Raw genomic sequence first — 24,671 nt, 5'->3', positions numbered from 1 at the left:
GATTATGAGTCCGCAGCACGCTTCATCCTGGGAGGCACACCATGACCACCGCAGCGAAGAGCATCCACCTCAGCGACGACAACCTGATCCTCGACACGGACAGCTACAAGTCCAGCCACTTCCTCCAGTACCCGCAGGGCACCACCCGCCTGTTCAGCTACCTGGAGAGCCGCGGCGGCAAGTACCCCGCCACGCGCTTCTTCGGCCTCCAGTACCTCCTCGACCGCTACCTGACCCGCCGGATCACCGCCGGGATGGTCGAGGAAGCCCGCACCCTGATCGAGGCGCACGGCGAGCCCTTCCCCTACGACGGCTGGATGCGGATCGTGAACGTCCACGGTGGCAAACTCCCCCTGGAGATCCGCGCCGTCCCCGAGGGCACCGTCGTGCCCATCCACAACGTCCTGCTGAGCTGCACGAACACCGACCCCGAACTGCCGTGGCTGGTTGGGTGGTTCGAGACCATGCTGATGCGCGTGTGGTACCCCACCACCGTCGCCACGCAGAGCTACTTCATCCGCGAGATCATCCGCGCCGCCCTGGAGAAGACCAGCGACCGCGCCGCCGAGGAACTGCCCTTCAAGCTCCACGACTTCGGTTCCAGGGGCGTGAGCAGCCGCGAGAGCGCCGGCATCGGCGGGCTCGCCCACCTCATCAACTTCCAGGGCAGCGACACCCTGGAGGCCCTGCGGGTCGGCCGCAACCACTACGACAGCGACATCGCCGCGTTCTCCATCCCCGCCGCCGAGCACAGCACCATCACGTCCTGGGGCAAGGAGCACGAGGTCGACGCCTACCGCAACATGATTGCCCGCTTCAGCAAGCCGGGCAGCGTGTACGCCGTCGTCAGCGACAGTTACGACCTCAAGAATGCCATCAACCACCTGTGGGGCGAGGAACTCAGAGCGCAGGTCATCGAGTCCGGCGGCACCCTGGTCGTCCGGCCCGACAGCGGCGAACCCCCCGCCATGGTGCGCCTCGCCGTGAACGCCCTGGCCGCCAAGTACGGCACCACCACCAACAGCAAGGGGTACAAGGTGCTCAACCACGTCCGCGTCATCCAGGGCGACGGCATCGACGAGCAGACCATCCGGCAGATCCTCGGGAACCTGGATGTGGACGGCTACAGCGCCGAGAACGTCGCCTTCGGCATGGGCGGAGCGCTGCTGCAGAAAGTCGACCGCGACACGCAGCGCTTCGCCTACAAGGCCAGCGCGGGCCTGATCGACGGCGCGTACCGGGGCATCTACAAGGATCCCGTCACCGACCCCGGCAAACGCAGCAAGGACGGCGTCCTCGACCTCGTACAGGAGAACGGCCGCATGGTCACGAAGGCCTACAAGACCTTCGACACCGACTTCCCCGGCAGCCTGATGCGGACGGTGTACCGCAACGGGGAACTGCTGGTGCGGGACACGCTGGATGTGGTGAGGGGACGGGGGTGAGCCAGCAGCTTGAACGCCTGCTGCCCGTGTTGTCGCTGATCCCAGGCGTCAACATTCCGGCAGGCGTCCTCCAGGGTGCATACATCGCCGCGAGCCAGAGGAAACTCGCTCAGCTGGAGCAGGCGCTCCACTATGAAATTGGCCTGCTGAACCAGAAGGTGGCAGCCGGACGTAGGAGCATCGATCAGGAGTACGTGCGCTCTGAAGCGTTTACTGCGAACGTCATGCAGGCGCTTCGGGCCGCGGAGGTCGCAGAAACGGAACGAAAACTGCGCTTCATTGCGCGCGCACTCGCCGGCTGCACGCTCGTCTATCCGGCACCAGAACTTGACCGCTTCCAGACCCTGCGCATCATCGAGGGAATCTCAGACCGCGAGCTCAGCGTATTCTTCGAATACTTCCGTCTGCTTGATCCGATTGATCCTTACATGGACATGATTCCGGTCGACTCGCAGGTATCAATCCCCGGCCTGACAAGACAACAGTTTGTGGCAGCACTGCTGGGTCTTGAGCAACTCGGTCTTCTGTCGAAGGAAACGCTCACAGATCGTGATGGAGAGTGGCAGGACACGCCGTCACAGAGAGGAGCAGGGTTCGCCTGGAAACTGACCGCCCTTGCACGACAGGTGGCGTCACTCAGTCAGATAGAGGCCTACGCGGATGAGCAATAACTGGCTCGACACCCTCTTCCCGCCCAATGCCGAGCGCACGGTGCCGTGGCCACCTGTGGGCGAGACCGTCACGCTCTGGCGTCCGACGGGCCTTCACGAGTTGCGGCTGTTGGCGGCGGCCGGGTGGCGGGCGTGGCCGCCTCGGTTGCCGGATCAGCCGATCTTCTACCCGGTGCTGAACCGCCCGTACGCGGAGGAGATCGCGCGGGACTGGAACGCGAAACGCAATGTCCCGCCCGTGGGGTTCGTGACGGAATTCGACGTGCGCGCGGACGTGGCGACCCGCTACGACATTCAGGTGGTGGGCGCGCAGCACGAGCATCAGGAATTGTGGGTGCCGGCCGAGGAGCTGGACGCCTTCAATGCCGCGCTCATCGGGCCGATCCGGGTGGTGGGCCATTTCGCAGGTGAAGGCTACGCGGGCCGGATCGACCCGGTGACTCACCTGCCGGAGGAGGACGAATGACCGGATTGGATCTGAACGCGCCGCTTCAGCTGGAGCGGCTGGTGGCCTACGGGGCGGACGGGTCGGTGTCGCCCGTCGTGATCGCGGGGCGGCTGACACCGGACGGGGTGTACACCTGGGACGGGCAGCCGGGAGAACCGGCGGGTGCGGAGGCGATGCAGGAGGGCGTGACCTTCGCGGCGGCACTGGCGGCGGCGCTGTCGTCCCTGACCGAGTCGAGCGACACGGACACGCCCTTCGTGCCCTTCGTGCTGCCGCGCGCGTTCACGGCGGAGGAACTGGGCCGCGTGGACTGGCTGGGCCTGCGGCCCCTCCCGACGGGCGAGGTGGAGGTCGAGGTGCGACCCTCGGACTTCCGGCTGGCGGAGCGGCTGGCGCAGCGCGAGGCCGACGGCACCGCGGGCGACCTCTATGGGCCGGGCGAGCCGGACACGATCAGGGCGGCCCAGGCCCTGTTCACTGCCTACCCGGAGCGGCGGCTGGTGACGGTCACGGCGGGCCGGGTGGCAATCCTGCTGCTGGATCTGGTGCGGTTGCCGGGCGGCGCGTGGGGCGGGGTGGCCTCGCTCCGGATCGAGACCTGAGGGATGACCATGAACATTATCCGTTTCTACGCGACCGACAAACCGTATGGCGAGTTCAGCAATTTCAGCCGGCATCCCGTCGAGATCGGCGGCGTGCTGTGGCCGACCTCCGAGCACTACTTCCAGGCGCAGAAGTTCGCGGGCACGGCATACGTTGAGGAGGTGCGGGCCCAGCCGACGCCCATGCTGGCGGCGCAGATGGGCCGGCGGCGTGACCTGCCCTTCCGCGCCGACTGGAACGACGTGAAGGACGATGTGATGCGCGTGGCCCTGCGCGCGAAGTTCACACAGCACCCGGCGTTGCGGTCGCTGCTGCTGGGCACGGGGGACGCCGTGCTGGTCGAGCACACGCGCAACGACGCGTACTGGGCGGACGGCGGCGACGGCACGGGCCGCAACCGCCTGGGCGAACTCCTGATGGAACTGCGCGGCGAGCTGAGGGAGGAACCATGACCGTGTTCGGCCTGGATATCCCGCCGCTGCTCCTCGATCTGACCGGGGGCCTCTGCGTGCTGGTCAGCCTGTATTTCCTGTGGGCGAAGTCCAGCGTGTACTGGCACTGGAGCAACCTGTCGCTGCTGCCGTACTTCCTCCTGTTCCTGAGCGGCAACCAGTGGATGCTGGCGGGGCTGCAGGTGACGTACCTGCTGTTCGGCATCCATGGGCTGTACCTGTGGCACCTGGAGCGGCAGCGCGACGAGCGGGGCGTGCCGTTCCGCGAGGGGCCGTGGTACGGGGTGACGTGGGCGGCGAGCCTGGCGATCTTCGCCTCCACGGTGGCGGTCACGGACTTCGGCTCGGCGTGGAACTGGGTGCAGTTCGCGGCGGTGACGCTGGCCCTGGTGGCGAACTTCGGCACGACGCGCCGCTGGGCGTGGTCGTGGCCGGTGTGGATCGCGGTGAATGCCGTGCAGGCCGTGTACTTCTGGCATACGCAGTACTGGGTGCTGTTCGGCCTCCAGTTCGTGCTGGCGGCCATGAGCGTGGTCGGCTGGCGCGCGTGGCGGCGGGACGAGCGGCGGGACGTGGCGTTTGCCTGATGGTTGTTCTCCCTCTCCCCTGGCGGGAGCGGGCTGGGGTGAGGGGGCATGTGACCAGCGAAAGGATGATGGTGAACACCTATCGGCACGGCCTGATCGTCGGGAAGTTCGCGCCGCTGCACCGGGGGCACCTGCGGGTGCTGGACGCCGCGCTTGAGCAGTGTGGGCGCGTGAGCGTGTGGGTGTACTCGCGCCCGGACTTTCCGGACATGCCCAGTCCGCTGCGGCGCGGCTGGCTCCGGGCGCTGTACCCGGCGCGGCTGTGCCCGGGCCTGGAACTGTTGCCGGACGCGCCGAATCCCCCCCTGAACGACGAACCGGACGCCGTGCACCGCGAGTACGTGCGCGGCGTGCTGGACGGCTGGGGCGTGCGGCCGGACGCGGTGTTCACGTCGGAGGCCTACGGTCCGGCCTTCGCGGCGTCGCTGGGCGCAGCGCACGTGGCGGTCGATCCGGCGCGGGCGGCGGTGCCGGTCAGCGGGACGGCGCTGCGCTCCGACGTGCACGGCCTGCGGGCGTTCCTCGATCCCGTGGTGTACGCCCATTTCGTGCGGCGCGTGGTGATCCTGGGCGCGGAGAGCACCGGCAAGAGCACCCTGACGCGGGCGCTGGGTGAGGCCTTCGGGACGGCGTGGGTGCGCGAGTACGGCCGGGACGTGTACGAGCGCGAGGCCGGGTCGCTGTCGCCCGACCACTTCCTGGAGATCGCGCGGGGCCACCGGGCGCTGGAGGACGAGGCGATCACATCGCCCGGCGCACACAAGTGGGTGTTCAGCGACACGGACGCCGCCACCACCCTGATGTGGTCGTACCTCCTGACGGGCACCGCCCGGCCGGAACTGCACGCGCTGGCCGACGCCTGCCGGGGCCGCTACGCGCACACCTTTGTGTGCGACACCGACCTCCCGCACGAGCAGGACGGCTGGCGCGCGAACACCGAGGTGCGGGCCGTGCAGCAGGCCTTCATCCGGCAGGATCTGGCGTCGCGGGGCGTGCCGTTCACGCTGCTGCGCGGCACGGTGGCGGAGCGGGTGGCGCAGGTGCGGGCGGTGCTCGCCGGAGCGTGATCGGGTCGACCGGGCATTGACACCTACCTACATGTAGGTAGATACTCTTCCCGTGTCCAGATCCTCCCCCACCCGCGACCGCATCCTCGACGTCGCCCAGCGGCTCACTCAGGAGCGCGGGTTCAACGCCTTCAGCTACCTGGACATCGGCACACAGCTCGGCATCCGCAACGCCAGCATCCACTACCACTTCCCCAGCAAGGCCGAACTGGGGCTCGCCCTCGTCCGCCGCTACCGCGAGTGGCTTCAGGACATCCTGACTGGACTGGACGCCGAACCGTCCCCCCGGCGCCGCCTCGACCGTTACGTGGACAGCTACCGCGAGGTCGTCCACGACGACGGCCGGATCTGCCTGTGTACCGTGCTGACCGCCGAGGACGCCGCCCTGCCCGCCGGAATGCGCGAGGAGATCCAGGCGTTCTTCGATCTGAACGAACGCTGGCTGGGCGGCGTGCTGCAGGCCGGGATCGCGGCCGGGGAACTGCGCGTCACGGGAGCTCGTGAACTCGCGGCGGCGTCCCTGCTCGCCACGCTGGAAGGAGCCATGCTGCTCGCCCGCGCTGCCCGCGACGCCTCGCGCTTCACGCAGCTCGCGCGCGCCGCCGTGGCCGACCTGTACGCCTGATCCGCAACCGCCGCAGTTCCCCGCCCCCCAGGAGACCACATGACCACCAGCACCCCTGCCGACCTCGCCGCCCGCGCGCGCACCCTCCTTGACCTGCACACCGCCGCCGATATCCTCGTGCTGCCGAACGTGTGGGACGTCGTGTCCGCCCAGGTGGTGGCCGCCACGCCCGGCGTCCGGGCCCTCGCCACGGCCAGCCACTCGATCGCGTCCACCTTCGGCTATCCGGACGGCGAAAAGATCCCGCTCGACCTGCACCTGGACATGGTGGGGCGCATCGTGCGGGCCACCCCGCTGCCCGTCAGCATGGACTTCGAGGCCGGCTACGGCAATGCCGGCGAGACCGCCCGACGCGCCATCGAGATCGGCGTGGTCGGTGGCAACCTCGAGGACGCGCTGCGCCCCCTGGATCAGGCCGTGCGGGCGGTCGAGGCGGTCATGGCGGCCGGGCGCGAGGCAGGGATCGAGTTCGTCCTGAATGCCCGAACCGATGTCGCGCTGCGCGCACCGGAAGGCCAGCCGCGTGCGGACGTGATCGAGGAGGTCGTGCAGCGGGGCCGGGCCTTCCTGGAGGCGGGCGCTCCCGTGGTGTTCGTCCCCGGCCTCGTGGATCGCGAGGAGATCCGCGACGTGGCGGGATCACTGGGCCACAACCGCCTGACGGTCATCAGCGTGCCCGGGGTCAGCCTGGACGCCCGCGAGCTGCAGGCGCTGGGGGTGGCCCGCGTGTCCACCGGCCCCTTCACGCAGCGCGTCGCCCTGACGGCGCTGCAGGATGCGGCCGCCGACCTCGTGGCGGGCGGAGCCCTGCCGGCCGGCACGCGCCCCCTGAACTGACGGCCCGTTCCACCGGATCCCGCCGCGACCGGAGAGCAGCGTCTCCGGTCGCGGCGTACCGTAGGGCATGACGATTCCAGAAGGCTGGGAGCACCGCAACCGGCTGCAGTTCGATGGGCTCGCGGCGTCGTACGACCGCCTGGGCTTCCTGGCACAGGTCGCACAGGTCGTGGCCGCGCAGGTGCCGGTCACGCCGGGGCAGGCCGTTCTGGACGTGATGAGTGGTACGGGCCACGTGGCGCTCGCGCTCGCGGCCCGGGCACTGCCCGGCGGCCGGGTGGTGGGCACCGATCTGTCGGCAGGCATGCTGGCCGTGGCGCATGCCAAGGCTGCCGCCCTGGAGCTGGAGCACGTGACCTTTCTCCCGGCTGACGCGGCAGCGCTGCCCTTCCCGGAGGCCGCGTTCGACACCGTGGCGTGCGCGTCCGGAATCTTCTTTGTGCCGGACATGGTCGCGGCACTGCGTGAGTGGCGGCGGGTGGTGCGGCCGGGCGGTGTGGTCGTGATCTCGTCGTTCGGTGCCGGGCTGCTGGGCGAACTGCCGGGGCAGTGGCGGGAGCGGCTGGGCACACACGGCGTCACACCGGGCTTCCCACCGACCGGCCGCCTGCCCACCCCGGGAGCGGCCCGCGACCTGCTGATCTCGGCCGGGCTGGAGGACGTGGCGGTGACCCTGACCGACGTGCCGTATGTGCTGTCCGACGTGGATCAGCGCTGGGCCGACATCGTGGCGGGCCTGGAGGGGCAGCCGCTGGCGAACCTGACACCGGACGCGCGGGCACAGCTCGAGGTCGAGCACCGGGCAGACCTGGCCCCGCTGTTCGCCTCCGGGCCACTCACGGTGCCGCTGCCGGTGATCGTGGCCCGGGGCGTGCGGGGAACCCAGGGGGCCACCTGGCCTCAGCCATAGGGAGGACGCAACGCGCCGACCTCGGAATGCGTACTGTGGGGTATGGCTCACCCTGACGATCCGGCCCGCCAGGACTCCCCGACCTCTGCGGGATCCGCCCCCTCGTGGGTGGACGAGGTGCTGAACGCGCCCGCGCCGGCGGCCCGGCCTGCCCCGCCGGCGGCCCCCGCGGCTCCCGCCGCCGCGCCGTCGTGGGTGGACGACGTGATGAACGCGCCGCAGGCTCCACCCGCCCCGCGTCCCCCGGCGGCGCCCATGCCCGCAGCACCCGCGTCCACGCCGCCCAGCGCTGCCGCCCCCATGCCCCCGGCCCCGACCGCCTGGCCGGAGGATCTGCGCATCCCGGAACCTGCACCCCGCCCCGTGCCACCTGCCCCCCCGGCTCCCGGCGACGACTGGGTCACGCGGGCGACCGGCGCGCAGGCGAAGACTCCGGTCATGCCGCAGGGGCCGTATGTGGCCCCCACGCCGACCCGCAGCGAACTGGACACGCTTGGGGACAGCGCCCGGCATGCCATGCAGCAGGTCAATTCGGCCCTTTCGTCCGGCGACACGGGTCAGAAGAAGGTGATCGCGGGCCTCCTGGGCATCGTCCTGGGCAGTCTGGGGGTTCACAAGTTCTACCTGGGCATGACCACGCCGGGCCTGATCATGCTGGGCGTGAACGTGGGCGTGTGGATCCTGGCGCTGGTGCTGGGACTGATCACCCTGGGCTTCGGCCTGGTCGTCACGGTGCCGCTCGCGGCCCTGGTCAGCAGCGCGGTCGCCCTGCTGGGCCTCGTCGAGGGCATCATCTACCTGACCAAGTCCGACGCCGACTTCGACCGGGACTACGTGATGGGCAAGAAGCCCTGGCTGTAGGCGGCGTCCCACCGCGTGTGGCCGGTTGCCGTCCGGCCGTGCCCTCGCCCTGCGGTGGCCGCTTCATGAAGCGGGCCGGGGGGAGGCTTGTGGGATTCATGTCACCGCACGGCGAGGACACTGAACCGTATGGGCGTTCCCGCGCCGTCCCTCCTGCCCGCCCGCTGGTGGGGGCGCGGCGTGGCGCTGGTCGTCACGGTCTGCGCGGCGACGCTGGGTCTGCTGCTGACCGGCCGCCCGGACGGAGCGATCTGGACGGGGCTGCTGGTGCGGATACTGACACTGGGCACGCTGGGCCTGGCGGCCGTGCGGGTGCCCGGGCCGCTGCAGCCGGTGTTCCGCCGCCTGCTGGTCGCCACCGGCACGTACGTGGCGGCCGAGGTGGTGTTCGTGTTCGGCACCCCCACCCTGGCCGTCATGACGGGGGTGCCCACCGCGGCCGACGTGCTGTACCTGCTGTTCTACCCGCTGCTGTGGTGGGCGCTGCGGCCGCTGGGCGGCGGGCGGGCGCTGCCGCTGATTCCGCAGCTGAACATCCTGGCGACCACGCTGACCATCGTCCTGCCGCTGTACGTGCTGCTGGCCCGCCAGGTGCCGGGGCCGCAGCAGCTGGCGTGGTGGACCGGCGTGCTGTACCCGGCGCTGGACGCGTGGGTGCTCAGTACGCTGCTGGCGCTGCTGTTCTCGCGCCGCCGCCTGCCGCTGCTGGCCGTGCCGCTGGTGGCGGGCATCGGGATGATCGTGGCGGGGGACGTGGCGTACGTGGCGCTCAGCTCCCGCGAGGCGTACTCGGCGGCGCATCCCGTCACGGTGCTGTGGACGGCGGCCATGGGCGCGTTCGGCCTGTCGGCCCTGCGCGCCCTGACCGCCACGAACCGGCCGGACTGGATCCGGCCCGCGTGGGTCACGACCGTGGTGCACCTGGGGCCGTACGCGGCCCTGGCCGTCGCCGCCCTGACGTGGGCGCTGGTCTCGCACGGGGAGTCGGTGGAGAACGGCGTCTTCATCGGGATCATGGTGCTCACGGCGCTGCTGCTGATCCGGCAGGAACTGCTGGGGGTCCGGCAGCGCCGCCTGACCGCCCGGCTGCGCAGCACCGCGCAGGCCCTCCAGGACAGCCGGCGGGATCTGTGGCGGCAGCTGCACACCGACGACCTGACCGGCCTGCCCAACCGACGCGCCTGCCTGGATCGCCTGGACGGCTGGCTGGCCGAGCGTCCCGCCAGAACCGACGTGGGCGTGCTGTTCCTCGACCTGGACGGCTTCAAGGCCGTGAATGACGGCTACGGGCACGCCGCCGGAGACGAGGTGCTGCGCGTGGTCGGGCAGCGCCTGACCGGACTGGCGCAGGAACACGATCTGCTGCCCGCCCGCCTCAGCGGCGACGAGTTCGCGCTGGTGTTCCTGGGCACCCCGGAGCGGGGCGAGGCGCTCGCCGGGCTGATCGCGGCACTGATCGCGCGGCCCCTCACCCTGCCGGACGGGCAGACACTCACGACCGCCGCTTCGCTCGGCCTGATGCACAGCCGCGTGATGGACGACGTGACCACCAGCGCCCTGCTGTCCGGCGCGGATCACGCCATGTACCGCGTGAAACGCGACCGCAGGGCGCAGCGGGCCCCGGAGCGCCCCCCGACCCGGTCGGACTGATTCGGGGCTCCGGGCAGGCCGGAGTCGATTACAGCGCCTGCTCGATGTCCGCCTTCAGATCCTCCAGATCCTCCACGCCCACACTCATGCGGATGGTCGTGGGCGTCACGCCGGCCGCGTAGCGGGCGGCCTCGGGCACGCGACCGTGGGTGGTCGTCCACGGATGCACCACGAGCGTGCGGACATCGCCCAGGTTCGGGGCGATCCGCAGCACCCGCACGCGCGACAGGAAGGCGGCGGGATCCGGCACCTCGAAGGCCATGACGGCCCCCTGGCCGCGCGGCAGCTGCCGCATGGCGTTGGCGTGGCTGGGGTGGTCGGGCAGACCGGGGTAGCTGACCCGGCCGACCTTCTCGTGGGCTCGCAGCCACTGCGCCAGGGCCAGGGCGGTCTCGCTCTCGCGGCGCAGGCGCAGGCCCAGCGTCTCCAGGCCATGCGCGATCAGGAACGCCGAATGCGGGGCCAGGGTCATGCCGATCTGGTGGGCCCCCAGCCAGCGCTGCCGCCATGCCAGGGCGTGATCGCCACGCACCTTCAGAACGCTCTGCTCGCCGCCATCCGTATAGATGGGGTTGCCGCCCAGATCATGCCGCGTGCCGACCGTGACGCTGCCGCCCAGCACCGTGCCGTGCCCGCCGGCCCACTTGGTCAGCGACTGCGACACGATGTCCGCGCCGTGCTCCAGTGGGCGGCACAGGTAGCCCACCCCGCCGCAGGTGTTGTCGATGGCCAGCAGCGCTCCGTGCGAGTGCGCGATCCCGGCCAGCGCGGCGATGTCCGGCACGTCGCCGGCCGGGTTGCTGATCATCTCGGCCCACACCAGCCGGGTGTTGTCCTGCATGGCCCCCGCGATGGCCTCGGGCGTGCCGGGCACCAGCGTGGCCGTGATGCCCATCAGGGGCAGGATGTTGTTCAGCATGCCCGTCGTGCCGCCGAACAGGCTGGACGCCGAGACCACGTGATCCCCGGCGCGGCACACGCTCAGGATGCTGGTCAGGGTGGCCGCCTGCCCGGTGCTGACCGCCACGGTCGCCGCGCCACCCTCCAGGGCGCTGATGCGTGTCTCCAGCGCCCTGACTGTGGGGTTCTGCAGTCGGGCGTAGCTCAGGCCGTCGTTGACCTGAAACTCCTGCTGCGCTTCCTCCAGCGTGTCGAACTGGAACGCGGCCGCCGCGTGGATGGGAAAGCCGATGGTCTCGCCCAGCCCGCGCGGGATGGCGGTCTGGACGGCGGCCGTCTCGTAGGCCCAGGCATCGGGTGGAGTGGGGTCGGTACTCATGCCCACCACGCTACGCGGCGGCGCGGCGCAGCGTGAGGGGGCTGTGCAGGACGGCAGGCCAGCACTCCTGCCCGCCGAGCCCATAACGCACGCGGCCCCCATTGCTGGGGGCCACATGCTCGGGGGGCAGGATCAGGGGCGGGCGCGCAGGGCGTCGCGGATCTCGGCCAGCAGCTTTTCCTCGTTGCTGGGCTCCGCGACGGCGGGCTTTTCCTCGCGCTTGAAGCGTTCCATCAGGCGATTGAAGGGCGTGATGACGAAGAAGTAGATGACGGCCGCCGTGAGGACGAAGCTGAGGAGGTTCGTCAGGAAGGCCCCATACTTGAAGATGCTGCCGTTGACGGTAAAGCTCAGCGCCGAGAAGTCGGGCACACCGCCGAAAATCCCAATGATCGGCAGGATCAGACCGCTCGTGAAGGAATCCACGACCTTCCCGAACGCGGCACCGATGAGCACACCGACGGCAAGATCAATGAGATTGCCGCGCAGGAGAAACTTCTTGAATCCCTCAACCATGAGGAAAGCTTAACACTGCCTTTATATTTTCAGCATTCACGGTGCCGTAATTGTCTAGTCAAAACGTGAAGAACCTAACAGTCGGTGCAGTGGTCGTCAGGGCCAGGCCGGCCACACGGGGCCATGCCTGCAGCAACCCGGATCACATCGGCCCGTGCGTGGAACCGGGCGATGACGGGTGCCCACCGCGTTACCCTCAAGCCGTGTCTTCGCCACGTCGCGCTTCCCGTCTGCCTGCCGGTGCCCGCACCCGCGCTCCCCAGGTGCTGTCGGTGCTCCAGGCCACCTACCCGGACGCCCGCACGGAACTGGCCTTCACGACGCCCTTCGAGCTGCTCGTCGCCACGGTGCTCAGTGCCCAGGCCACCGATGTCAGCGTGAACGCCGCCACCCCCGCCCTGTTCGCCCGCTACCCGGACGCCCACGCCATGAGCGCCGCCACGCCGGAGGACATCGAGCCGCTGATCCGTTCCATCGGCCTGTACCGGGGCAAGGCCCGCAACCTGGCCGCCCTGGCCCGCCTGCTGGTCGAGCGGCATGGCGGCGAGGTGCCGAACGACTTCGATGCCGTGGTGGCCCTGCCGGGAGCCGGGCGCAAGACCGCCAACGTGGTGCTCAGCAACGCCTACGACTACCCGGCGATCGCGGTCGACACGCACGTGGGTCGGCTGGCCCGGCGGCTGGGCCTGAGCACCCACACGAATCCGGATCACGTCGAGACCGACCTCCAGAAGCTGTTTCCGCGTGACCGCTGGGTGTTCCTGCACCACGCGCTCATCCTGCATGGGCGCCGGGTCTGCCATGCCCGGCGGCCGGACTGCGCGGCATGCGACATGGCCGCGTTCTGCCCGCGTGTCGGCGTCGTGGCCGGCCCGTGAATGCGTGGCTGCTCGCCGGCTGAACCCCGACCGCGCCGCCGGGCCCCGTCGTGGCCGGTGCAGGGCAGGTCGGGGGTAGACTGGCCATGATGAGCGACACTGCCCCCCTTCACCGCCTGCAACGCGTTCAGGAACTCGACCTGAACCTCGACCGCCTGCGCGATGAGGAACTGAATATCCCCGACGACCTGCGGGCCGCCCGCGCCGAGCAGGAACGCCTGAACAACGACCTCGAGGACACCGAGATCACCCTGGAAGACCTGGACCGCAAGGTGCGCGGCCAGGAACAGGATCTCGCGGGCACCCGCGAGCAGATCGCCCGCGCCCGCGAGGAGCAGGACAAGAACGCCTTCGATGCCCGTGCCCAGTCGCAGTACGGCAGCCGCATCCAGCAGCTGGGTGAGCGTGCCGACGAGATGGAGGAGGATCTGGTGCCCCTGCGGGAGCGGCAGCGTGAGCTGAACGAGAAGGCCGCCGCCCTGCGTGCCCAGATGCGCGGCCTGCGCCCGGGCCTGTCGGAACTGGAGACCCGCGACGAGCAGCGCGTGCAGGAACTTCACCAGCAGGGCGAGGCCGACCGGCAGGAACGCGCCGCCCTGGCCGCCGATCTCGATGCCCGCACCGTGCGCGAGTACGACATGATCCGCAAGGCGAAAAAGGGCCTGGGCGTCGTGGAGATCCGGAGCGGTCGCTGCTCCGGGTGCAACGTCGTGCTGCCGGTCAGCGTGCAGCAGAAGGCCGCGCAGGGCAAGCTCCCGCCGGTCAAGTGCCCGTCGTGCGGGCGCTTCCTGATCCGCCTCGACCTGCAATAACGCGGATCAGGCTCAGTAGACGTCCTGCGCGAACACGCGCCGGATGGCACCGACCTCCAGGCCCGAGCTGAGCAGCGTGAGCAGCAGCAGCCGGGCCTTGTGGGCGTTCAGGAAACTGGCGGGAATGGCCCCCGCTGCCACCAGGGTCGCGCCGCCGCCGGGGTAGCCGTACACCGGGAGCACCGGCCCCGCATGCGTGCGGGTGGCGAGCACCACGGGCACCGTGGCGGCCTGGATCAGCGGCAGCAGTGGCGCGGGCAGATTGCCGGTGCCCAGGGCCGCGATCACCACTCCGTCCGAGCGCCGAACCGCGTCCTCGAAGCCCTCGCCCTGCCAGCCGGCGTACGCGTAGAGGATCTCCACGCGGGCGTCCAGATGCGGCGGGGTCAGGGGGGTGCGGGCATCCGGCGTGGCGAAGTACTCAACCCGGGCCGCGTGCGCCACCCGGTCAATGCGGCCGATCGGGCCGGGATAGCCCCCGAAGGCGTCCACGGCGGTCGTGTGGATCTTCGTGACGGTGCGGGCATCGAAGATGTCGCCGCCGAACACGACCAGCGTGCCGCGCCCGCGCGTGGCCGGGTGCAGCGCGACCTGCGCGGCGTCGAGCAGGTTGCCCGGCCCGTCCCACGACGCCTCCTCCATGTGGCGCATGCTGCCGGTGAGCACCACGGGCAGGTGCGCCGGCAGCAGCAGGTGCAGCGCGAAGGCCGTCTCCTCCAGCGTGTCGGTGCCGTGCGTGATGACCACGCCGTCATGCTGCGGCGCGACCTCGGTGACCAGCCGGGCGAGCGCCAGCATGTGCGGCGGGGTCACGTGCGGGCTGGGCAACGTGAAGGGCTGATAGTCCGTGACCTGCACGCCGTCCAGGCCGGGCACGCTGGGGGCCTGCTGGGGAGTGACGCCAGTGCCGTTCGGATCAGGCCGGCTGGAGATGGTGCCGCCCGTGTGGATCACGGCCAGCCGCTGTGCAGTGCTCATGGGTGAAGCCTACCGGACAGAGCGGGAACGGCCACAGCGTGGTGGTCCGGCTTCAGGCGTGGGCGGCGTCCACGAGGTCGCGGGCACCCTGGCCCAGCATGTCCTGGGCGAGCTCCGCGCCCAGGTCGGCGCACTCGGCGGCGTCGCCCTGGGTCGTGCCCCGGATCACCTTGCGGCCGTCCAGAGCACCGACCCAGCCCTCCAGTGTCAGGATGCCGCCCTTGATGGTCGCGTGCGCACCGACCGGGGCCATGCACCCGGCCCCCAGGCCGGCCAGGAATTCCCGCTCGGCGGTGATCCGGTCGTCGGTGGCGTGGTCGTGGATCGCGTAGGCCACCTCGATGTTCAGGTCGTCGTCGGCGCGGGTCTCCAGGGCCAGGGCACCCTGACCGGGAGCCGGCAGCAGGATGTCGGGCTCGATGAACTCGTCGATGCGGTGGCGCATCTCGGTGCGGATCAGGCCGGCGGCGGCCAGCACCACGGCGTCGTACTCGTCGCCGGCCAGGGCCGCCAGACGCGTGTCGATGTTGCCGCGCAGGTTCACGATCTGGAGATCGGGGCGGTAGGCGTTCAGGAAGGCGCGGCGGCGCACGGAACTCGTGCCGACGCGCGCCCCCTGCGGGAGGGCCGCGAGCTGCTTCATGCCCTCCTTGCCGACCAGGATGTCCCGCGCGTCCACGCGCTTGGGAATGCTGGAGACCTCCAGGCCCTCGGGCTGCTCGGTGGGCAGATCCTTGAGGCTGTGCACCGCGATATCGATGCGTCCGCCGAGCAGGGCGTCCTCGATCTCCTTGACCCAGAAGCCCTTGTCGCCCTGCCGGGCCATGGTCGCCAGGCTGACGCGCTGCTGGTCACCCTTCGTGCTGATCGTCTGAATGCGGAAGTCCGTGTCAGGCCACTCCTCTTTCAGCCGGGCGACCACCCAGCGGGTCTGCGCGAGCGCAAGCGTCGAGCCGCGCGTTCCTACTGTCACCGTACGCATAACCCAGGCATTATACGGGGCGCTCCCTGGCTCCTGATGCCGCGACCCTTACGCCCGTCTCCATAGACCTGCAGGCAGTCACTCCGTGGACACGGCCGCCGTTGCCGCCGGGGGGGCGGCCAGCTGGCGCGGCAGCCGCTGCCACAGCACCAGCAGGGCCGCGGCCCCCAGAGCTGCCAGCGCGATCAGGCCGTAGCGTGGCCCCAGCGGGCCCTCGCGGCTGATCAGGGTGCTGGAGATCAGGGCGCCGGGCGGCCCCATGCCGACCAGCACGAAGGAATACAGGCTCATGACCCGCCCGCGCAGGTGATCGGGAATGGTCAGCTGCACGCTGCTGTTGGCGCTGACCAGCAGGCTCAGCATGCCGAATCCACACACGGCCAGCACGGGCACCGCCAGCGTGGCATCCGGGGTCACGGCCAGGGCCACGGCGCCCACGATCAGGATCACGGCCCCCAGGCGCAGGTTGCGCAGCGGGTTGGGCCGGCTGGCCTGCCACAGGGCGCCGGCCATGGCCCCCGCCCCGAAGGCCGCCGAGAGCAGTCCGAAGGCGGCCTCGCGGGCGCCGAACACCACGCGGGCGTAATACGGGATGAGCACGTTGAAATTGATGATGGTCAGGCTCAACAGGCCGACCAGCAGCATCACGTTGCGCACTGCGGGCGTCCGGCGCACGTAGCGCAGGCCCTCGCGCACGTCGTCGAGCATGCTGCCGTGCGGCGCGGCCTCACGCGGGGGGAAGGGCAGGGTCGCCAGGGTGTAGATCACCACGAAGAACGACGCCACATTCAGGTAGAAGGGCAGCGCCAGCCGCGAGAGCTGGTCTGCGTTGCCTCCGGCCAGGACGGACACGCCCAGCGCCGCGACCACCCCGAACAGCGCCTGCCCCAGCGTGCGGCTCACGTTGAACGACAGGCTGTTCAGGGCCACCGCATTGCTCACGTCGCTGCGCGGCACGAAATCCACGACCATGCTCTGGCGGGCGGGCATGTCGAAGGCGTTGGCGCAGCCCGACACGAAGGCGATCAGCATGACCAGCGGCAGCGTGACCACGCCCAGGTGGGTGGTCACGGCCAGGGCCACGGCGGTCAGCAGGAGCACGCCCTGGGTGGTCAGCAGCACCCGCCGCCGGGGCAGCCGGTCGATCACGGCCCCCGCGAACAGTGACAGCAGCAGGCTGGGCATGAACTGCGCGACCGTCACCCAGCCCAGGGCCGACGAGCTGCCACCCGACAGCTCCAGCACCAGATACTGCTGCGCCGTGGCCTGCATCCACGACCCCACCAGCGACAGCAGCTGTGAGAACCAGTAACGGCGGTAGTGGGGGTGGCGCAGGGCGCTGAACGTCCGGACACGCCACGCGTCGGCACGCGCTAGCACACCTCCCACCATACGCCCGCTCCGGTGCCGTCCACGCCCCGAACCCCCTTGACCGACCCTGAAGGGGCCAGACATACCGGACACCTCTGCGCCGCCGGACCACGGCGATCCGGAACTGCGCGGACATCGTGCTGGACGTTGCAGTTCACGCATGGCCGTGTTACGGTGCCGGGGTCAGTCCCCCTGCCCTGCCCAGAGTGCCCCCTCAGAGTTCTGCCGTGCCCCGGATGCCCAGACCCTTCCTGTCGCCGCTGTGTACCCTGCTGGCCGTGTGCCTGGGGGCCACCGCGCACGCCGCGGCGCCCCTTCCGGATCCGCTCACCACGGTCACGGTGCAGCCCGGCGAGACGGCATACGCCATCGCGCGGCGGGCTGGCATCAGCGTGGAGACCCTGCTGACCCTGAACAACCTGAGCACCCCGGCGCTGCGGGCCGGGCAGGTGCTGCGTGTGCGCAGCGTCACCGTGCACGTCGTGCAGCCCGGCGAGACGCTGTACGCCCTGTCACGCCGCTACGGCCTCAGCGTGGACGCCCTGCTGTACGAGAACGCGCTGCCACCGGGCACCGCCCTGAAGGCCGGACAGCACCTGCTGGTACCGGGCCAGCTCTCGGGCACCATCGCCAGCGGCACGCCCGTGCCGGGCAGCGCCGGTGGCGTGACCACCCGTCCGGCCCCGCCACCGGCGCTGCCCGGTGGGGTGCTGGGCTCACCGTTCCTGCCGGCCCTGCCGGCGCCGGATCGCCCGGTGCTGACGCCGCCCAGCCAGCTCCCCGGTCTGTCCGTGGCGCCGCCCGTCCCGGCGGGCCCGGCGGTGGTCGCCGACTGGCGCTCGGCGGCGCTGGCGCTGCTGGACACCCCCTACGTCTACGGCGGCGCGACCCGCAGCGGCACCGACTGCAGCGGTCTGGTCGTGCAGGTCTTTGCGCCGCTGGGGGTGAACCTGCCGCGCACGAGCGCCGCCCAGGCCCTGGCCGGCGAGGCGGTCGCCAGCGGCGAGTGGCGGCCCGGCGATCTGCTGTTCTTCGACACCCAGGGGCAGGGGCAGGTGTCACACGTGGGGATCTACCTGGGCGATGACACCTTCATCGACGCCAACACCTTCCACGGCCGGGTGGTCATCGACCGGCTGCTGGGCGACACCTACTGGGCCACGCGCTACGCCGGTGCCCGCCGGGTGCTGCCGGAGGCGCTCGCCACGCGTCCGGCCCCGTAGCACCGCGACAGGTCACGGGCCGGACAGACGACCGGCAGGGCATCCCGAACCCTGCCGTGGGATGCCCTGCCGGTCGTCCAGGCTCAGGCGTCGTCGCCGATGTCGCCGGATTCCAGAATGGCGCGGTACTCCTCCAGGTGGGCACCCTCGCCGAGTTCACGGGCGATCTTCTCGATGGCCAGCCGGACGACCTCGCTCTTGCTGATCAGCCGTTCGGGGCTGGACAGTTCATAGGCCGTCCGGGTCAGGAGCGCGTCCTGCTCGTCGCTGATGACCACCTGCAGGCGTTTACGTTCCTTCTTGGGCATGCCTCTCCTGATCAGACCCCACACCGTCGTCAGGGGCCGCACGGGCAGCGTAGCATGTCACCGGAGTACCCTCAACATCGTCCTTATCGTCGTCGGGTCAGTCACCGTGACCAGCAGTACCACACTCCGGGGAGTGTCTGCCTCATGCCCGGACGGGACGCACCCCGAATGGTGGATACGGGCAGCGCCTAGACGTACAGTGAGCATCATGTGTAACATGCACCTGCGCCCAGGTGCGTGCTCCGCTCCACCCACCCCCACTGCGGCCCGCCGCCGCTGCCAAAGGACACTTCATGCAACTGACCCCGCTGCACATCAAGGGAGGCCGCCCGCTCGCGGGGACGGTCGCCGCACAACACAGCAAGAATGCGGCCCTGCCGGTCATCGTCGCCAGCCTCCTGAGCAGTGAGAAGGTCACCCTGCACGGCATTCCTCGCCTGTCGGACGTGGTCACGATCCTGGATCTGATGCACCATCTGGGCACCCGGCACGTCTGGGTCGGCGAGAACAGCCTGGAACTGCACACCCCCGAGATCGTGAACACCGACGCGCCCTATGCGCTGGTCAGCAAGATGCGGGCGTCGTTCATCGTCCTGGGCGCCATCCTGGCCCGAACCGGGCAGGCCACGGTGTCCATGCCCGGCGGCTGCGCGTGGGGACCGCGCCCGGTCGATCAGCACGTCAAGGCCCTGCGGGCCCTGGGCGCCGAGATCACCGAGGACGGCGGCAACTTCGATGCCCGCCGCACGCAGGCCCTGAACGGCACCTTCGCCTTCGAACTCCTCACGGTGGGCGGCACGCACAACGCGATCCTCGCCAGCGTCCTGGGCGACGGCGTGGTCACCCTGGAGAACGCCAGCATCGACACCGATGTCGTCGACATGATCGAGTTCCTGAACGCCCTGGGGGCTGACATCCAGGGCGCGGGCACCAACACCCTGGTCATCCGGGGCGTCGCGGCCCTGCGCGGCGGCGCGTACACGGTCATTCCCGACCGCATCGAGGCCGGCACGTTCATGATCATGGCGGCCGCCACCCGCAGCCGCGTGCAGCTGACGAACATCCGCCCGGATCACCTGCGGGCCGTCAGCGCCAAACTGCGGGACATGGGCGTGGACGTCGAGGAACACGGCACGACCATCACCGTGGACGCCGAGGGGCGCGAGCTGCGGCCCGTGAACATCACCACGCAGAGCTACCCCGGTTTTCCCACGGATCTGCAGCCCCAGATGAGCGCCCTGCTGGCCACCGTGCCGGGCACCAGCGTCGTGCAGGATCCGGTGTACCCGGATCGCCTGACCCACGTGGCCGAGCTGCACCGCATGGGCGCGAACATCACGGTGAGCGGCTACACGCAGGTGATCCAGGGGGCGAAGCTCCACGCGGCCCCCGTGAAGGCCGCCGACCTGCGGGCCGGAGCCGCCCTGATCATCGCCGCGCTGACCTCCGAGGGCGAGACGGTCATCGACGGCGTGCAGTACCTCAACCGGGGCTACGAGCGCCTGTCCGAGCGCCTGCGCGGCCTGGGCGTGGACGTCCAGCAGCCGGAACTGGCCCTGGCGATGGACTGAGGGTGGACTGAGTCGCCGCGCCCGCCCCCACCCTGGGAGCGGGCGCCACTCGGTGCCGATCCCGACCTAGACCTCGCCGCCCCAGTCCTGGCCGTGGGCATCCCACGCGGCGTGGATGTGGGTCAGGACATCCAGGGGCAGCGGGCCGTTCTGCGCGAGCCGGATGTTGCGCTCCAGGTTCTCGATGTTGGCCGTCCCCACGATGGCGCTGTGGACGCCGGGGGTGTACGCGGCGAAGCGCAGGGCGAACTCGTCCCACTCCAGACCGGCCGCGTGCCGGACGCTGCCCAGGTCGAGCACGCCCAGACGCTCCCAGTACGTTTCGGCGTACTGGCCGGTGGGCCGCCGGGCGTACTGCCACGCCGCGTTCGCGATGGGGCGTTTGGCGATCACGCCGAGACCCGCGTCCCGCGCGTGGGGCAGGACGTGGCGGGCACTCCACTGGTCGGCCACATTCACGCTGGTCTCGACACTGCCGAAGCGGCCACTGGTCACCGCCCAGTGCAGGGCCTCGTTCTCGCCGCTGTAGGCCGCCACGCGGATCAGGCCGCTGGCGACGGCGTCGTCCAGGGCCCCCAGCAGCTCGTCCTGGCGCAGCACGTCCAGCGGGCAGGAGTGCAGGTGGAAGATGTCGATCCAGTCCACGCGCAGCCGGGTCAGGGCCTGCTCGATGCCCAGCCGGATCGCGGCGGGTGTCCAGTCCTGGGCCCCCTCGGCGTCGTAGCCGCCCTTGCTGCTCAGGATGAAGTCGTTGCGCCGCCACGACAGGTGCCGACCGATGCGCTGCTCGCTCAGGCCGTAGCCACGGGCCGTGTCGACCAGGGTGACGCCGTGGTCGAGGGCGCGGTTCATCAGGGTGCCCGCCAGATCCTCGCTGTGACGGGCATCCCCGATCTGCCCGGCCCCCAGGCCGAGGACGCTGACCCGGAGGCCGGTGGTGCCGAAATCCCGCTGCTGCATGCGGGCATTGTGACGCACGCCGGTCACGCCAGTTCGGTGCGGCCCTCCTGCTGGGCGCGGAACTGGAGTTCGTACAGGTCGCGGTACAGGCCGCCGGCGGCGATCAGCTGGGCGTGGGGGCCGTCCTCCACGATCCGGCCGGCGTCGAGCACCACGATGCGGTCGGCGTTGCGGATGGTGCTCAGGCGGTGGGCGATCACGAAGGTCGTGCGGCCCTGCATCAGGCGTTCCAGGGCCGACTGCACCAGGGCCTCGGATTCGTTGTCCAGGGCGCTGGTGGCTTCGTCCAGGATCAGGATGCGCGGGTCTTTCAGGATGGCGCGGGCAATGGCGACGCGCTGGCGCTGCCCGCCGGAGAGCTTCACGCCGCGCTCGCCCACGACGGTGTCGTAGCCGCCGGGCAGGGCGGTCACGAACTCGTGGACGTTGGCGGCGCGGGCGGCGTCCTCGACCTCCTGTGGCGTGGCGCCCGGGCGACCGTACAGGATGTTCTCGCGCACGGTGCCCGAGAACAGCAGGGTCTCCTGCGGCACCAGACCGACCTGGGCCCGCAGGTCGCGCAGGACGTACCCCCGCACATCGCAGCCGTCGACCAGCAGTGAACCGGCGGTCACGTCCCAGAAGCGCGGGATCAGGTTCACCAGCGTGGTCTTCCCTGCCCCGCTGGGGCCGACGAGCGCCACGACCTGCCCGGCGGGCACCTCCAGATCGATGCCGCGCAGCACGGTGGCCTCGCCGTATTCGAAGCGCACGTCCCGGAAGGTCACGCGGCCGTCGGCCCGTGCCAGGTGGACCGGCCGATCCGACTGGGGCAGGTCGCTGCGCTCGTCGAGGAGTTCGAAGATCCGGCTGGACGCGCCCAGCGCCTCCTGGAACTGGTTGAAGATGCCGGTGAGCTGCGCGACCGTACCCCCCACCTGCAGGGCGTAGAACAGGAACGTGACGAGGTTTCCCGGCGACAGCTGACCCGCCATGACCTGCCGCCCGCCGTACCACAGCACCAGCGCCAGCGACCCGAAGGTCAGGAAGCTCATGACGCCGGACATCAGCGCCTGGAGCCGGGCCCGCTTCAGGGCCGCCAGGAAGCTGAGCTGGACACCCTGGCCGTAGCGCCCGCGCTCGGCGTGCTCGGCGGTGAAGCTCTGCACGACGCGCACGCCGCTGATGGCCTCCTCGGCGCTGGCGTTGGCCTGGGCCACCGCGTCCTGGACGGTGCGGCTGACCGTGCGGATCCGGCGGCCGATGGTCACGGCCGTGCCGATCACCAGCGGGATGATCACCAGGGTCAGCAGGCTGAGCCGCGCTGACGTGGTGACCAGCAGGATCAGTGCCCCGACCAGCGTGACCGACTGCGCCGCGAGCTGCGCCAGGGCGCTGCTGGTCACGCCCTGCACGGTGCCCACGTCGGCGGTCAGGCGGGAGGTCAGGTCGCCGGTCTTGTGCTCGCCGAAAAAGCGCGGCGACAGCGTGAGCAGGTGCGAGAACACCGACCGGCGCAGATCTGCCACCACGCCGGCCCCGACCCGTGCCAGCAGGTACGACTGCGCCGCCCCGAAGATCGAGGACAGCCCGAACACGCCCAGCAGCAGCAGCACGGTGCGGTCGAGCGGGCCGGTGTCCGCGCTGCCGACTTTCAGGAAGGAGGCGTCGATCAGTGTGCCGAACAGCTTCGGGAAGATCAGGTTCAGGCCGCTGGACAGCAGCGTGGCGAACACGCCCAGCACGAACAGCCACCGGTACGGCCGGGCATACGCCAGCAGCCGCGTGAGCTGCCGGGGATCGCGCCGCACACGGACGCCGTCTGGCCCGGTGGGCACGAAGGAGCGGGGTCGGGACATCATCCTGGCAGGGTACGCCCTGTCAGGCCTCCGGGGTGGGAATCAGCGCGGCGCGTCCAGGGCCCGCAGGGTCAGCGCCCGCAGCAGCAGCTCGGTGCGGCTGACCGGGTGCGCGCGGATCGTCGCGTGCCCGAGCACACGGCTGAGCAGGGCGCCGTGCCGCACCTGCCCGAGCCGCGACCGCACGCGCCGGCGCAGGGTGCCGGGTGACGACGCGGGCACGACCGCGCGCAGCAGGGTGCGCAACACCTCCGGGGACACCAGGGCGTCCAGCCGGCTGGCGTGCCCCAGCATCTCCTCCTCCAGGCGGGCGCGGTGGGTGATGAGCTCTGCCGTCCAGTCGGCCTCGTAGCCCTGGGTGCGGGCCAGGGGCACCCGGTACACCTGCGGGTCGAGCCGGCGCAGCGCCCGCTGGAACAGGGCCTTGTCCGCGAGCTGCTCCGGCGGGACGCGCTGCATGAACTCCATCACCTCCCGGTCGAGGTAGGGAACATGTACGGCGGCATGCCGACCGGTGAAGCGTTCGCGCCACGGCAACAGCATGTGCGACAGCCGCTGCGACACCATGACGACGAAGTGCTGCTGGCGGGCGTGCGGATACGCGGCCGCACGGGCCCGCACGTGGTCGAGCGTGTCCCGGTACGCGTCCTGGAGCTGTCGGGCGGCGCCCGGGTCGAGCAGATCCGTGAACCACGTGATGGTCTGGCCCGGCGCGATGTGCTGGTGCACCAGCTGCTCGTCGGGATCGGTCAGGGTGTCCCGGTGCAGGCCGTGCGCGTGCTCGCCCGTGAAGACGTCCTCAATGGATCCCTCCAGCGTCGCCCACGCATCCACCTCCTCGCAGAAATTCGCCACGCCCTGTCCCCACGCGGCGTTGCGGCGGATGGTGGCCGGCAGGTCACCGTGGTAGGCCACGACCGGCTCGAAGGGCACCCCGTACTGGGCCGCCAGCTGCGCGGCGGCCTGGGCGTCGGTGTGCGGTATGTCGGCGCGCAGGCCATACGCGAAGGCGCGCACCTCCTGCCCCTCGCGCGTGAGCAGTGCCAGGAGCCCGCGCGAGTCGTGCCCGCCGCTCAGGGACAGGTGCACCGGCCCGCCCGCCGGTCGCCGCCGCCGCACGGCCTGACGCAGCAGGAACACGTACTCGTCGACGAGCGCGTCCGGCACGGCCGCCGTTCCGCTGGGGGGGGTCAGCTGCCAGTACACGCTGGAGGCGAGTCCGGATCCGGTCACGCGGTGGACACTGGCGCTCGCCAGACCGTGCACCCCCTCGTGCAGCGCCGTACCGTTCAGCGGCGTGCCGCTCGCCAGCACCGCCGCCACCGCCTCCGGGCGGTAGGGACGGTGCACGAACTGCGGATGGTCGGCGCGCGTCGAGAGGGTCACCTGCGTTCCATCGTGGGCGGCATACAGGGTGTGCGTCCCGACATGATCCGTGACGGCCAGCACCTCGCCGGCGCAGGCATCCAGCACCACCATGGAGAACGCGCCGTGAAGCCCACGGAAGAAGGCGGGGCCGTGCGCGGCGTAGCCCAGCGCCAGATCCGCGGCCGGAGTGTCGTACACCTGCCCCTTGAACAGCACGGTGACGTCGCCGTGGACAGAGCGGGCGGGCGCGCCCTCCACCTGCACGTGCCACGGCCCCACTCCCGGCACATCCAGTTCCGGGGATCCCGGCCACCGGTCATGCCGGGTCAGGACGACCGCGAAATCACGTCCGCGTGACATGTCGGACTCGGCTCCAACAGGTGTTCGGGTGCATGGTGCGCGCACGCTATCACCGCGCCGCGCCGACCGCT

26 protein-coding genes are annotated in these 24,671 nt (G+C 70.7%); 16 read left to right on the top strand and 10 right to left on the bottom strand.

Features of this window, described 5'->3' with window-relative positions; genetic code table 11:
- Positions 1-41 precede the first annotated feature (41 nt).
- The 10 genes from U2P90_RS05845 to U2P90_RS05800 all read left to right on the top strand — a co-directional run bounded on the left by U2P90_RS05845 (position 42) and on the right by U2P90_RS05800 (position 7,645).
- Positions 42-1,445, top strand: a complete 1,404-nt coding sequence (locus U2P90_RS05845) for a nicotinate phosphoribosyltransferase (RefSeq protein ID WP_322474177.1) — start codon at positions 42-44, stop codon at positions 1,443-1,445.
- Positions 1,442-2,116, top strand: coding sequence for a hypothetical protein (locus U2P90_RS05840; protein WP_322474176.1), 675 nt, complete (start codon positions 1,442-1,444; stop codon positions 2,114-2,116). Before U2P90_RS05845 ends, U2P90_RS05840 begins: the two co-directional genes overlap by 4 nt.
- Complete coding sequence (locus tag U2P90_RS05835; protein ID WP_322474175.1) at positions 2,106-2,582, top strand: hypothetical protein; 477 nt, start codon at positions 2,106-2,108, stop codon at positions 2,580-2,582. Before U2P90_RS05840 ends, U2P90_RS05835 begins: the two co-directional genes overlap by 11 nt.
- On the top strand, positions 2,579-3,166 hold the full coding sequence (locus U2P90_RS05830; protein WP_322474174.1) for a hypothetical protein: 588 nt from the start codon (positions 2,579-2,581) through the stop codon (positions 3,164-3,166). The genes U2P90_RS05835 and U2P90_RS05830 overlap by 4 nt, the downstream gene beginning before the upstream one ends.
- Before the next feature lie 9 nt (positions 3,167-3,175).
- Positions 3,176-3,619 carry an NADAR family protein gene (locus U2P90_RS05825; RefSeq protein WP_322474173.1) on the top strand — a complete coding sequence of 148 codons (444 nt, stop codon included), beginning with the start codon at positions 3,176-3,178 and terminating at the stop codon, positions 3,617-3,619.
- Entirely contained in the window at positions 3,616-4,206 is a 591-nt protein-coding gene (locus tag U2P90_RS05820; protein WP_322474172.1) for a nicotinamide mononucleotide transporter family protein, read from the top strand. Before U2P90_RS05825 ends, U2P90_RS05820 begins: the two co-directional genes overlap by 4 nt.
- A gap of 68 nt (positions 4,207-4,274) precedes the next feature.
- Complete coding sequence (locus U2P90_RS05815) at positions 4,275-5,273, top strand: AAA family ATPase (RefSeq protein ID WP_322474171.1); 999 nt, start codon at positions 4,275-4,277, stop codon at positions 5,271-5,273.
- Positions 5,274-5,325: 52 nt separating this feature from the next.
- Entirely contained in the window at positions 5,326-5,898 is a 573-nt protein-coding gene (locus U2P90_RS05810) for a TetR/AcrR family transcriptional regulator (RefSeq protein WP_322474170.1), read from the top strand.
- Between the two features lie 39 nt (positions 5,899-5,937).
- Positions 5,938-6,735 (top strand): isocitrate lyase/phosphoenolpyruvate mutase family protein, encoded by a 798-nt coding sequence (locus U2P90_RS05805; protein WP_322474169.1) that lies wholly within the window; start codon positions 5,938-5,940, stop codon positions 6,733-6,735.
- A gap of 67 nt (positions 6,736-6,802) precedes the next feature.
- The gene (locus U2P90_RS05800) at positions 6,803-7,645 is read left to right on the top strand and encodes a class I SAM-dependent methyltransferase (protein ID WP_322474168.1); all 843 of its coding nucleotides are present in this window, start codon (positions 6,803-6,805) and stop codon (positions 7,643-7,645) included.
- 47 nt (positions 7,646-7,692) lie between these two features.
- Here the strand turns inward: U2P90_RS05800 and U2P90_RS05795 are convergent, their stop codons facing one another.
- Complete coding sequence (locus tag U2P90_RS05795; protein ID WP_322474167.1) at positions 7,693-7,986, bottom strand: hypothetical protein; 294 nt, start codon at positions 7,984-7,986, stop codon at positions 7,693-7,695.
- Between the two features lie 22 nt (positions 7,987-8,008).
- On the opposite strand from U2P90_RS05795, the gene U2P90_RS05790 reads away from it, so the two are divergent.
- Both U2P90_RS05790 and U2P90_RS05785 read left to right on the top strand, forming a co-directional pair.
- Entirely contained in the window at positions 8,009-8,506 is a 498-nt protein-coding gene (locus U2P90_RS05790; protein WP_322474166.1) for a TM2 domain-containing protein, read from the top strand.
- A gap of 129 nt (positions 8,507-8,635) precedes the next feature.
- Complete coding sequence (locus tag U2P90_RS05785; protein ID WP_322474165.1) at positions 8,636-10,156, top strand: GGDEF domain-containing protein; 1,521 nt, start codon at positions 8,636-8,638, stop codon at positions 10,154-10,156.
- Between the two features lie 28 nt (positions 10,157-10,184).
- On the opposite strand, the gene U2P90_RS05780 is transcribed toward U2P90_RS05785, so the two are convergent.
- Together U2P90_RS05780 and mscL are read right to left on the bottom strand one after the other, a co-directional pair.
- On the bottom strand, positions 10,185-11,435 hold the full coding sequence (locus U2P90_RS05780) for an aminotransferase class I/II-fold pyridoxal phosphate-dependent enzyme (protein ID WP_322474164.1): 1,251 nt from the start codon (positions 11,433-11,435) through the stop codon (positions 10,185-10,187).
- A 132-nt stretch (positions 11,436-11,567) separates the two neighbouring features.
- Positions 11,568-11,951, bottom strand: a complete 384-nt coding sequence (mscL, locus tag U2P90_RS05775; protein WP_322474163.1) for a large conductance mechanosensitive channel protein MscL — start codon at positions 11,949-11,951, stop codon at positions 11,568-11,570.
- Between the two features lie 203 nt (positions 11,952-12,154).
- Here mscL and nth point away from each other — a divergent pair, with 203 nt between their 5' ends.
- The gene (gene nth / locus U2P90_RS05770) at positions 12,155-12,829 is read left to right on the top strand and encodes an endonuclease III (protein WP_322474162.1); all 675 of its coding nucleotides are present in this window, start codon (positions 12,155-12,157) and stop codon (positions 12,827-12,829) included.
- An 89-nt stretch (positions 12,830-12,918) separates the two neighbouring features.
- Complete coding sequence (locus U2P90_RS05765) at positions 12,919-13,641, top strand: zinc ribbon domain-containing protein (protein WP_295818249.1); 723 nt, start codon at positions 12,919-12,921, stop codon at positions 13,639-13,641.
- 12 nt (positions 13,642-13,653) lie between these two features.
- On the opposite strand, the gene U2P90_RS05760 is transcribed toward U2P90_RS05765, so the two are convergent.
- From U2P90_RS05760 to U2P90_RS05750, 3 genes are all read right to left on the bottom strand, one after another.
- Complete coding sequence (locus U2P90_RS05760; RefSeq protein WP_322474161.1) at positions 13,654-14,619, bottom strand: asparaginase; 966 nt, start codon at positions 14,617-14,619, stop codon at positions 13,654-13,656.
- Between the two features lie 52 nt (positions 14,620-14,671).
- Positions 14,672-15,601, bottom strand: a complete 930-nt coding sequence (gene hemC, locus U2P90_RS05755) for a hydroxymethylbilane synthase (RefSeq protein WP_322474160.1) — start codon at positions 15,599-15,601, stop codon at positions 14,672-14,674.
- Between the two features lie 78 nt (positions 15,602-15,679).
- On the bottom strand, positions 15,680-16,981 hold the full coding sequence (locus U2P90_RS05750; RefSeq protein ID WP_295818254.1) for an MFS transporter: 1,302 nt from the start codon (positions 16,979-16,981) through the stop codon (positions 15,680-15,682).
- Between the two features lie 227 nt (positions 16,982-17,208).
- Between U2P90_RS05750 and U2P90_RS05745 the strand changes: the two genes are divergently transcribed.
- Positions 17,209-18,195 carry an NlpC/P60 family protein gene (locus U2P90_RS05745; protein WP_322474159.1) on the top strand — a complete coding sequence of 329 codons (987 nt, stop codon included), beginning with the start codon at positions 17,209-17,211 and terminating at the stop codon, positions 18,193-18,195.
- An 83-nt stretch (positions 18,196-18,278) separates the two neighbouring features.
- On the opposite strand, the gene U2P90_RS05740 is transcribed toward U2P90_RS05745, so the two are convergent.
- On the bottom strand, positions 18,279-18,503 hold the full coding sequence (locus U2P90_RS05740; protein ID WP_295818259.1) for a transcriptional regulator: 225 nt from the start codon (positions 18,501-18,503) through the stop codon (positions 18,279-18,281).
- Between the two features lie 293 nt (positions 18,504-18,796).
- Between U2P90_RS05740 and murA the strand changes: the two genes are divergently transcribed.
- A complete protein-coding gene (gene murA / locus U2P90_RS05735) occupies positions 18,797-20,074 on the top strand; it encodes a UDP-N-acetylglucosamine 1-carboxyvinyltransferase (RefSeq protein WP_295818260.1) in 1,278 nt (425 codons plus the stop codon).
- Positions 20,075-20,140: 66 nt separating this feature from the next.
- Here murA and U2P90_RS05730 read toward each other — a convergent pair whose 3' ends face one another.
- From U2P90_RS05730 to U2P90_RS05720, 3 genes are read right to left on the bottom strand one after another with little or no spacing between them, the layout of a single operon-like run.
- Positions 20,141-21,034 carry an aldo/keto reductase gene (locus U2P90_RS05730; protein WP_322474158.1) on the bottom strand — a complete coding sequence of 298 codons (894 nt, stop codon included), beginning with the start codon at positions 21,032-21,034 and terminating at the stop codon, positions 20,141-20,143.
- A gap of 23 nt (positions 21,035-21,057) precedes the next feature.
- A complete protein-coding gene (locus U2P90_RS05725; protein ID WP_322474157.1) occupies positions 21,058-22,875 on the bottom strand; it encodes an ABC transporter ATP-binding protein in 1,818 nt (605 codons plus the stop codon).
- A 39-nt stretch (positions 22,876-22,914) separates the two neighbouring features.
- Positions 22,915-24,600, bottom strand: coding sequence for an asparagine synthase-related protein (locus U2P90_RS05720; protein WP_322474156.1), 1,686 nt, complete (start codon positions 24,598-24,600; stop codon positions 22,915-22,917).
- Positions 24,601-24,671 lie beyond the last annotated feature (71 nt).

Origin of the sequence: Deinococcus sp. AB2017081 (genome assembly GCF_034440735.1) — a bacterium.
Taxonomy (GTDB): domain Bacteria; phylum Deinococcota; class Deinococci; order Deinococcales; family Deinococcaceae; genus Deinococcus; species Deinococcus rufus.
Note: the sequence above shows the minus strand (reverse complement) of the source record. Positions and strands in the feature narration are given on the sequence as shown.

Excerpts from the sequence above, each read along its gene's own strand:
- U2P90_RS05845 (WP_322474177.1), top strand. The coding sequence starts at position 42 with ATGACCACCGCAGCGAAGAGCATCCACCTCAGCGACGACAACCTGATC.
- U2P90_RS05835 (WP_322474175.1), top strand. The coding sequence starts at position 2,106 with ATGAGCAATAACTGGCTCGACACCCTCTTCCCGCCCAATGCCGAGCGC.
- U2P90_RS05830 (WP_322474174.1), top strand. The coding sequence starts at position 2,579 with ATGACCGGATTGGATCTGAACGCGCCGCTTCAGCTGGAGCGGCTGGTG.
- U2P90_RS05825 (WP_322474173.1), top strand. The coding sequence starts at position 3,176 with ATGAACATTATCCGTTTCTACGCGACCGACAAACCGTATGGCGAGTTC.
- U2P90_RS05820 (WP_322474172.1), top strand. The coding sequence starts at position 3,616 with ATGACCGTGTTCGGCCTGGATATCCCGCCGCTGCTCCTCGATCTGACC.
- U2P90_RS05815 (WP_322474171.1), top strand. The coding sequence starts at position 4,275 with ATGGTGAACACCTATCGGCACGGCCTGATCGTCGGGAAGTTCGCGCCG.
- U2P90_RS05805 (WP_322474169.1), top strand. The coding sequence starts at position 5,938 with ATGACCACCAGCACCCCTGCCGACCTCGCCGCCCGCGCGCGCACCCTC.
- U2P90_RS05800 (WP_322474168.1), top strand. The coding sequence starts at position 6,803 with ATGACGATTCCAGAAGGCTGGGAGCACCGCAACCGGCTGCAGTTCGAT.
- U2P90_RS05795 (WP_322474167.1), bottom strand. The coding sequence starts at position 7,986 with ATGCGCAGATCCTCCGGCCAGGCGGTCGGGGCCGGGGGCATGGGGGCG.
- U2P90_RS05785 (WP_322474165.1), top strand. The coding sequence starts at position 8,636 with ATGGGCGTTCCCGCGCCGTCCCTCCTGCCCGCCCGCTGGTGGGGGCGC.
- U2P90_RS05780 (WP_322474164.1), bottom strand. The coding sequence starts at position 11,435 with ATGAGTACCGACCCCACTCCACCCGATGCCTGGGCCTACGAGACGGCC.
- mscL (WP_322474163.1), bottom strand. The coding sequence starts at position 11,951 with ATGGTTGAGGGATTCAAGAAGTTTCTCCTGCGCGGCAATCTCATTGAT.
- U2P90_RS05765 (WP_295818249.1), top strand. The coding sequence starts at position 12,919 with ATGAGCGACACTGCCCCCCTTCACCGCCTGCAACGCGTTCAGGAACTC.
- U2P90_RS05760 (WP_322474161.1), bottom strand. The coding sequence starts at position 14,619 with ATGAGCACTGCACAGCGGCTGGCCGTGATCCACACGGGCGGCACCATC.
- hemC (WP_322474160.1), bottom strand. The coding sequence starts at position 15,601 with ATGCGTACGGTGACAGTAGGAACGCGCGGCTCGACGCTTGCGCTCGCG.
- U2P90_RS05745 (WP_322474159.1), top strand. The coding sequence starts at position 17,209 with ATGCCCAGACCCTTCCTGTCGCCGCTGTGTACCCTGCTGGCCGTGTGC.
- U2P90_RS05740 (WP_295818259.1), bottom strand. The coding sequence starts at position 18,503 with ATGCCCAAGAAGGAACGTAAACGCCTGCAGGTGGTCATCAGCGACGAG.
- murA (WP_295818260.1), top strand. The coding sequence starts at position 18,797 with ATGCAACTGACCCCGCTGCACATCAAGGGAGGCCGCCCGCTCGCGGGG.
- U2P90_RS05730 (WP_322474158.1), bottom strand. The coding sequence starts at position 21,034 with ATGCAGCAGCGGGATTTCGGCACCACCGGCCTCCGGGTCAGCGTCCTC.
- U2P90_RS05725 (WP_322474157.1), bottom strand. The coding sequence starts at position 22,875 with ATGATGTCCCGACCCCGCTCCTTCGTGCCCACCGGGCCAGACGGCGTC.
- U2P90_RS05720 (WP_322474156.1), bottom strand. The coding sequence starts at position 24,600 with ATGTCACGCGGACGTGATTTCGCGGTCGTCCTGACCCGGCATGACCGG.